This window comes from Streptomyces sp. NPDC054956, from assembly GCF_053609185.1.
The window spans coordinates 19,673-27,551 of record NZ_JBSGXB010000072.1; the positions used below are offsets into that span (position 1 = coordinate 19,673).

At 71.1% G+C, this 7,879-nt stretch carries 7 protein-coding genes; 6 read left to right on the plus strand and 1 reads right to left on the minus strand.

Annotated elements, in window-relative coordinates; all coding sequences use genetic code 11:
* The first annotated feature begins 56 nt into the window (after window positions 1-56).
* Window positions 57-305, plus strand: a complete 249-nt coding sequence (locus ACWGDE_RS14700) for a hypothetical protein (RefSeq protein WP_453389355.1) — start codon at window positions 57-59, stop codon at window positions 303-305.
* Here ACWGDE_RS14700 and ACWGDE_RS14705 read toward each other — a convergent pair.
* A complete protein-coding gene (locus ACWGDE_RS14705; protein WP_453389356.1) occupies window positions 269-2,131 on the minus strand; it encodes a zeta toxin family protein in 1,863 nt (620 codons plus the stop codon). The two genes, ACWGDE_RS14700 and ACWGDE_RS14705, sit on opposite strands and share 37 nt — an antisense overlap.
* A gap of 147 nt (window positions 2,132-2,278) precedes the next feature.
* On the opposite strand from ACWGDE_RS14705, the gene tap reads away from it, so the two are divergent.
* The 5 genes from tap to ACWGDE_RS14730 all read left to right on the plus strand — a co-directional run bounded on the left by tap (window position 2,279) and on the right by ACWGDE_RS14730 (window position 7,555).
* Window positions 2,279-4,438, plus strand: a complete 2,160-nt coding sequence (tap, locus tag ACWGDE_RS14710; protein ID WP_453389357.1) for a telomere-associated protein Tap — start codon at window positions 2,279-2,281, stop codon at window positions 4,436-4,438.
* Window positions 4,439-4,444: 6 nt separating this feature from the next.
* Window positions 4,445-4,999 carry a telomere-protecting terminal protein Tpg gene (gene tpg / locus ACWGDE_RS14715; RefSeq protein ID WP_453389358.1) on the plus strand — a complete coding sequence of 185 codons (555 nt, stop codon included), beginning with the start codon at window positions 4,445-4,447 and terminating at the stop codon, window positions 4,997-4,999.
* Between the two features lie 170 nt (window positions 5,000-5,169).
* On the plus strand, window positions 5,170-6,246 hold the full coding sequence (locus ACWGDE_RS14720; RefSeq protein ID WP_453389359.1) for a hypothetical protein: 1,077 nt from the start codon (window positions 5,170-5,172) through the stop codon (window positions 6,244-6,246).
* A 128-nt stretch (window positions 6,247-6,374) separates the two neighbouring features.
* Window positions 6,375-7,160 (plus strand): hypothetical protein, encoded by a 786-nt coding sequence (locus tag ACWGDE_RS14725; protein ID WP_453389360.1) that lies wholly within the window; start codon window positions 6,375-6,377, stop codon window positions 7,158-7,160.
* A gap of 179 nt (window positions 7,161-7,339) precedes the next feature.
* Window positions 7,340-7,555, plus strand: a complete 216-nt coding sequence (locus tag ACWGDE_RS14730) for a hypothetical protein (RefSeq protein WP_453389361.1) — start codon at window positions 7,340-7,342, stop codon at window positions 7,553-7,555.
* Window positions 7,556-7,879 lie beyond the last annotated feature (324 nt).

Below are 7,879 nucleotides of genomic sequence, written 5' to 3' on the forward strand. Positions count from 1 at the left end.
CGTCCCGCCCAGAGACAATGGCGCACCGTTCCCTCCGAGTACATGAAGGAAATACCTTGTCAGAGCACGTAAGCCCCGAGACCGCCACGTATCTAGTGGAGAAGGTGAGGGCTTGGTACATGGCACAGATCAGGGACGAGCAGGGCTCCGTCGGCCCCGGCTCCGAGCACCTGAAGACGCTGAAGGCGGAGCTGGCCGTGTGCGCCGCCGATCTGCTCGCGCTTGAGGAAGATGCCAGCTCGGAGGAGGTGGCCGAGATCGCGGCCCGCTACGCCGCCCGAGCCCAGGAACTGGGCGGCCGGTAGACGGACGTGTGCTGCAGAACGGGCAGCATCGCCGTGGTGGTCGTGAAGGGGAGGGTGCGCGGCTGCAGGTGGGCGGGCATCAGGGGCCAGGCCAGCGCGGCGATCTCGACCAGATCCGACCGGTATTGCGGCAGCTCCCTGTCCAATCGCTTGAGGGTGGCGAGCAACTGGGCCGCTTCGGCCGACGTGTACGGACGGCGCTGCTCGGCCTCGACCACGGCGCCGGCCCGGGGCGGTCCGCTCAAGGTGCCGTCCGGGGTGCGCTCGTTGAGGTAGACCGAGGTCAGGTCCCTGCGGACGACGGAAACGCGGTGGACGAACGGGGAGCGTTCGGCGGCGTCGGCCACGGTGGGCATGATGGTGACCGTCGCGGTGTGCGCGGCCGTCGCGGTGAACCGCGGCGGCTGGACGCCCAGGCTGGCGATCTCCGCGCACCGCGTCGCGGTCCCCAGCCGGCTGTCTGCCGCACGCCCCCCGATCACGACGAGCTCCACGCGCCGGCCCGCCCGATGGTCGCGCCGCGCGCTGGTCAGGAAGTGGCCGACACTGTCTGGGGCGATCTCGATCAGCATGTCCCCGCGGTGCGCACGTACGTACGCCTCGGCCATCTCCTGCCACGCCCGGTAGTCCGGCCTGATCCGCGCGGACGCGGTACGCGGCTCCTCCTCAAGGAGCCGGCGGTAGTCGGGGTGGAGCATCTTGAAGCGGCCGCCCTCGATCCCGATGGGCTTGCGCTGGCGTAACGCCCGGCGCAGCATGCGAGCCATGTACGACTTCCCCGACCCCTGTTCGCCCATCACGTACAGACTGACGGGGTCGTCCTGCGGAGTGATGGCACTCAGGAACATCGGGACGTACAGCTCGTCGAAGATCCACCGGTGCTCGCTGGCCGACAGGCGGTGGTAGTCGACGCCGGGCGGCACGGTGAGCGGCTGGGCAATGCGGCGGACCGGCTCGGCCAAGGCGAAGGCGCGCTCCAGCCCTCCGGCCACCGCGAGGCGGCGCTCCGGTGCGAGCACGGCCGGGTGCAACCGCTGCTCCGTACTGGTCATGCGGCGCCGGAACTGCCAGGTCTCCGGCGCGGTCCACGGCCGGCCCCACTCCGCCACCAACGCCTCGGGCGCGCCCTCCTCTTCGCGCCAGGACGTTCCGTCCACGGTGAGCTCGTTGCGGTAGAGCACGTGAAGCCCGCGCCGGACCACCATGACCTGGTCCGCGAGCCGTTCGGCCTCGACGGCCTCCAGGAACAAGGGCAGATTCCGCGTGCACTGGTCGAGGTTGCCCCACGACACGGACCGGCCCACACCCTCCTCCTCGACCTGCGTCAGGTAGCGGTCTAGCCCGCTGAGCTGCGCCTCGGCCTCCGACGTGGCCAGCGCCACCACCTCGACCCGGTAGCCCGCCGTACGCCAAGTACGGGTCGTCGCGATGGCCTCCGCCAGATCGGCGATCGGGGCCTCCAAGACCGCGTCGAACCGTCTCCGGCGTACGTACGCCTCGACCTCCGCCTGCCACCGCAGGACGTCGGGGCGCACCCGCACGCCGGCCGTGAGGTCGTCTTCCCTCATGAGCTCGGCGTACTGGGGATGGGCCTTCTTGTAGAGGTCGCGGCCGATCAGCACGGCGCCACCCCGCCGGGCGAGAACCGCCAATAGGAGTTCGCATAGCCGGGACTTCCCGGCGCCCGCCGGGCCGGCGACGACGATGACCACCGGCTGGCTCTGCGGGACGGCCTGCGCGGTCCAGGTCGGCAGGATCTCCGTCGCCAGGATCTCGTTGTGCCGGCGTTCGGTCAGGGCGACTGGGACGACGTCCTCGTCTCTCAAAGCGACTCCCCGCTCTGTTTCGGGCTCACCAGCCGCCCTGCTGCTTCAGTCCTCAACGATCAACGCAAAATTGAGGTTAAATCCAGCGGTAAGTAAAACGCAAATCTAAGGTTCAGAATGCGGTATGATGGGTGTTGGAGGTGACCTATGCCCAACGAAGAAGAGCTGTTCGCGGCCGTGGACGCGCTGCTCGCAGGGGAACCCGAGATGCCGCCACCGGCAGAACGGGCCCGTCTGCGCGAAACCGCCGGCGTTACCCAGGCCCGGCTCGCCCAGACACTGCAGACCAGCACCCAGTCGGTGAAGAACTGGGAGTCCGGCCGCAGCGAGCCGCGGCCGCCGCGCCGCCAGGCGTACCAGCGGCTCCTGGACGGCTGGGCCGCGCAGTACGGCACTGGCGCGCACCCGCAGGCCGCACCGGTGGCGCCCGCCACGTTCACCGGCACCCCCGCCGCCACCACGGCCCAGGAGCCGGCCCCCGCCGTCGAGTCGCCGGTGCCCGCGATCCGCGCGGAGCCGTCCTCGTCGTCACGGCGCCCCGCCGCGAAGCGGGCGACACCGAAGCCCGCCACCCCGACGGCGGCCACCACGGACCCGCGCTTCGCGAACGGGCCGCTCGCCGTCCTCGACGCCGAGGACGGACAGGTCGTGGCCTACTGCACCGGTGGCCTGGTCCTCGACGTGCCCGCCAAGTCGCTGCCGTCGCTGGTGGAGTGGACCCTCGCCCACGCCAAGCTCGGCGCGCCCCGGCTGCACCCGCTGGGCAAGGACTCCGATCCGCTCGTCGTGCTGACCGCGGCTGCCGCCGTCCGGTACGGGCTGCCCGAGAAGCTGAGCGACGAGGAGCGCCTGGCGGGCCGGCTCCCGGAGGGCCACAAGGTCCTCAAGCAGCTGGCGAAGGCCGACTGGCAGCTGACTCAGCGCGGTTTCGGCCCCTGGGCGCGGGTCTTCCGCCCCGCCGAGGGCGGACAGCGACGCTGCGTCCAGCTGTGCGTCGTCTCCTGGGACGCGCTCGACGTCCGGGACTGGGGCGACAAGGACAAGGGCGTGCTGCCCACCACGCTGCCGGCGGCGGAGCTCGCGCGCATGCTCGGCACGTTCGCGACGCGGGTCCTGACCCCGCGGGGCACGACCGCGGTGACCGGCCTGGAACTGATGACGGCGCTGCGGCCGCCGTCGCGGCGCGCGCGGGACGAGGAGACCGGCGAGTGGCGCCGGGACGCCGACGGCAACTTCGTGCGCGAGCGGATCCCCGGTTCGCTCCCGGAGGGAATCCTGGCCGCGGTGCCGTGCGAGGTCCCCGACGGCCACCCCGTCCTCGCCAGCCTTGACCTGCCGCGCTTCTACCAGCGGGGTCCGGCCGAGATGCTGATGGAGGAGACGTACGCCTGGGGACGGCCACTGACGGATGAGGAGTGCCTCAAGAGCCACGTCGTCGGCATCGACGTGAACATGGCCTTCGCCGCCGCCTCCAACGGCACCGTCGTCGGCCTGGGCGCCCCCGAATACGTCAAGCAGCCGCCCTTCGACCCGAAGGTCCCCGGCTCCTGGCTCGTCGACCTGTCCCACGTCGAACTCGACCCTCGCCTGCCCAGCCCCTTCACCCGCACCGGCGAGCGCCCGGAAGGGCCAGCCTGGTACGCGACACCGTCCGTCGCCTACGCCGTGAAGCTCGGCTACCCGGTCACGCCGATCGAGGCGCACCTGCGCCCGGACAGCGGCCGCTACCTGGACCCCTGGTACCTGCGGCTGAAGGACGCCTACCTGGCCACGATGGCCGACCTCGGCGTTACCGCCGACCTGGAGGGCCAGGCGTTCCTCGACGCGATGGCCGCGTCCAAGACCGCCGACCCGGAGCTGACGATGGTGCTCCGCGCGATCAAGGCCACGGCGAAGGGCGGCATCGGCAAGCTCCGCGAACGGCCCCGCAGCGCCCAGCACGGTGAGCCGTGGCCGGCGCTGTCGCGGCCCACCTGGCGCCCCGACATCCGTGCGGCCGTCCTGTCGACGAGCCGGGTCATCATGCACCGCAAGATCATGAAGATGGCCGCGCTCGGTCTGTACCCGGTCGCCATCAACTCGGACTGCGTCGTCTACCCCTCCGACGGGCCCAGCCCGCTGGACTTCCTGCCCGCCACCCCGGGCCCCGGGCAGTTCCGCCTCGGCGTCACCCCGGGCCTGGTCAAGTACGAGGGCAGCCAGACCACTCTGTGGGCCGAGGCCCAGTACGAGCAGGATGGACCGGACACCAACATCGCCCGCATCATCAAGAGCGGCGGCCACAGCGCCGTCGACGACGGGGAGTAGACCGCGATGGGCAAGCTCGGGGACAGCCTCGACCAGGCGGTGGCGAAGGCGTTCACCCGCCCCGCCCCCAAGTCGGCACAGGCGCAGATGAAGTACCTCGCCAAGCAGCTCAAGTCCACCAAGGCCGCAGCCGAAGCCCTGGGCGTCTCCCAGCGCACCGTCGAGCGGTACATCAGCGGCAAGCTCAAGCGGCCCCGCAAGGAACTCGCCGCCCGCCTCGCGGGCGAGGTGCGCAAGCGGTGGCAGCCCCAGATCCGCGCCAAGGCCAAGAAGGCCGCCGCCACCAGCGGCGGAATCGTCATCGAGACCCGGGCCCGGTTCGGCTACACCGCCGCATCCGGCACCACCGACGACGGCCGCATGCGCCACCTCACCCAGGCCCTGCCCCCCGACTACGCCGCCCGCCTCTTCGAAGCCCAGGAGCAAGGCGCCACCGAACAGCAGCTCCTCGACATCGCCGCCGAGGGATTCCAGGAGATCTACTTCAAGGACCGCGGCCGCCGCGCCGGCGGCCTCCTGGTCGAGTTCACCGACGTGGACCACATCGACGTCCAGCTCTAACAGCACCACGTCCAAGGCCCCGAACAGTGCTGCTTGGTCCGGGGCCTTGGCACGCTGCGCACCTTCGAGGCGATTTCGCCAATCGCTTCCGCCCTGGGCGGATGAAGGAGCAGCCGTGTCCGTAGCCTTCGAGGTGGCGGGAGTGAGCCAGGTCGTGGGAGGGGGCAGTTGTGGCTGATGGTCAGAGCTGGGAGCGGAGTAACGAGCTCGCGTACGGGATGGTGGCGTGGCGGCGGGCGGTGATGACCTGTGGGGCGCTGGTGGTGTGGCACACGGGCTACGACAACCGGGCCGACCCCGGCCCGAGGGGACCGCGTCCGGGCCGCCCGGACGCCCCCGACGTCGCCGAGTTCAACTCCGTGTGGATGCGCGTTGTCGCGCTCCTGGCGCTCGCGGCATGCCGCGCCGCGCGCGAGGCGGACGTCCTGGTCGACGACGTCGAGCTGCCCACCTTGTGTGCCTGGGTCGACGGCGCCTACACCGAGCGCCTGCACGAAGGGCCGCTGGAGACCGGCGAACAGCGCGAGCGCACTGAGGAGGGCTGGCGCGAGCTTGTCGGGGACGAGAAGCGTCGGCACCGTGCTCGTCATGTGCTCGTCGACAACGTTGCGGCGCACATCGCCGACGAACGGGAGCTCGCAGACACCCGCGACGGGACCGAGCCACTCCCGTTGACGATCGGGGACCGGGCCCGCGCAGTCCGGGCAGCGGGGATCCCGGATCTTGAGCCGGAATGGGCGGGCTCGCTGTCCTATGCCCGGGCCCAGATCGACCGACTCGAGCTGGCCCTGCGCGGCGGACTGTGGACCCCCACCCGCGAACACCGCCGGTTCGCGGAGATCCTGCACCGAACCCTGGTCGCCGAGCCGGACTTCCCGAGCCTGCCCGCAGGGGTGCCCGGCCCCGCCTGGGTGCAGCGGGTGCTGCGGATGCCCCACATCAGCTCCACGTACCTCGCCCTCACCGAGCTGCCCGAATTCGTGGCGTACGGCCCGAGAGGGAACGCCGGAGACCCGCTGGGCAACGCCGCCGGCTCCGTCGCAACCAATGCGGTGCACGCGCTGGCGAAGACGGCAGTCGACCTCGAAAAGCTGTGGGCGGCCCGCCCCGCGGATCAACCGGTGGCCCTGTGGGAGCGAGCGCACCTTCCCGCACCGGTCCGCACGCAGGTCCTGGCCGTCGAGAAGGTGGTGCACGAACTGGCCGTCGTCCTCTTCTCCATCGCCGACCACGACGTCGAGCAGTGACTGGCTGAGGACACCCGCCACCAGCCAGTCCAGACTGTTGGCAAACAGGCAAGATCATCCGCCGTCGGATGGCACCCGCGCTTCCGTACGCCCTGGTTCCTCCCCTCTGCCCGGAGGACGATGGACTCATGGGCACCCACGACCAAGACCAGGACGACGTCGCCGACCAGGTCGGAACGCTGCTCAGCGTGGCTGGCGCCCAGAAGGTGACGGAGGGACTGCGCGAGGCGATGGAGGATGTCCAGCGCTCCGTGGCGGTGCTCGCCGCCCGGGTCCGAGGCGCGCACACCGCCCGCGTCTGGGTACCGCTCCGTTACACCTCGTGGGAGTCGTACTGCGGCACGGAGTTCGGCATGAGCCGCGCTCAGGCATACCGGCTCCTCGACGTCGCCCGCGCCTTGGCCGCGATCCACGGCGCCGTCGCGGCCGGCACCGAGGTGTCTCGTGTGCGAGACAACGACCCGGACGCCGGGGTCGCGCTCGACTACGGCCTGTCCCAGCGGGCCCTGATCGCTGTCTCCGGCCGCAGCAGCAATGTCGCAGAACTGATCACCCGCCGACTCGCCGCACTCGCCGACAGCGGCCTGACGGCCCTCGACGAGCCCACGGTGCGCGCCGTGGTCCGCCAGGCTGTCCGCGACGTCCGCACCGCCCCGCCCCCGCCGCCCGCCGAGCCGTCGGCGGACCCGATCGTCGCCGAGATGCGCGCCGTCGTCGACAACCTCGTCGCCAGCACGTACGCGATGGGGGAGCTGATGCTCGAAGTCGCCCCCGCCTACCTGTCCGACGAGCAGGCCACGGACATCCTCGCGCTGCTCTGTGAACAGATCGGCGAGCCCCTCGAGCACGGCCTGGCCGCCCGCCGCTACGCGATGTCCGGCGACCGCCGCGCCCTGCACGGCACCGTCCTGTGACCCCTGCTGCCGCAAGGCACATGAGCTCCGCACCTGCCTGCCCGCGCGGCCGGCGGACCGGCGAGGGCACACTCGGTAGCGCCCCCCAACGGCGCCGGACCTGCCTGCCGCCGCCTTGGGCGTCACCCGTTCGGATGCGGGCGGGTGCTCCCGGAGCAGCCGGAGCGGAGGCTGGGCGCATGTCCGCCAAGCTGATCGTCTACCCGCCGGACGCACAGGGCTGGCGCCGCGTCCGCTACGACGGCATCGCGATCGGGGTCGCCCACCGCCCGGCCGACATCCGTGTCTTCCTCGCCGCGGCCGGGCTCGAGGACGCGGAGGACGTCGACCTCACCGACCCCGACTTCGTGGAGTGGAGAGGCGCTGGCCCAGAAGCGTGGGATCCCGCCCCCTGAGGCACCGCCCTCTCCAACGCTCCGGATGGCCTTGTTGGTGAGTTGTTACGAGAGCGCGTGTAGCTCAGGCGCGAGAACACCCTCTTCTACGAAGAAGGGATGTTGCTGTGTTTTGAGAGCACCTGGATGCTTGCTTCGGGACCATGGTTGCGCGTTGCGCAGGGAGGGGCCTGGATGCTGTCGACGGGGACCGTTCGTCGCCGTGTGCGTGCGCTGTGCGGTGCCCGCCTGTCCAATCGCGGTTTACAACAAGTTGTGGCTTCCGTTGTGCGCCTGGAGCGCGTCCTTGCGGTACACCATCGGATTGAGGTCGAGGTGAGGCAT

What these genes read in the sequence shown, in the direction of transcription:
- ACWGDE_RS14725 (WP_453389360.1), top strand. Translation starts at nt 6,375, where the DNA reads ATGGGCACCCACGACCAAGACCAGGACGACGTCGCCGACCAGGTCGGA.
- tpg (WP_453389358.1), top strand. Translation starts at nt 4,445, where the DNA reads ATGGGCAAGCTCGGGGACAGCCTCGACCAGGCGGTGGCGAAGGCGTTC.
- tap (WP_453389357.1), top strand. Translation starts at nt 2,279, where the DNA reads ATGCCCAACGAAGAAGAGCTGTTCGCGGCCGTGGACGCGCTGCTCGCA.
- ACWGDE_RS14730 (WP_453389361.1), top strand. Translation starts at nt 7,340, where the DNA reads ATGTCCGCCAAGCTGATCGTCTACCCGCCGGACGCACAGGGCTGGCGC.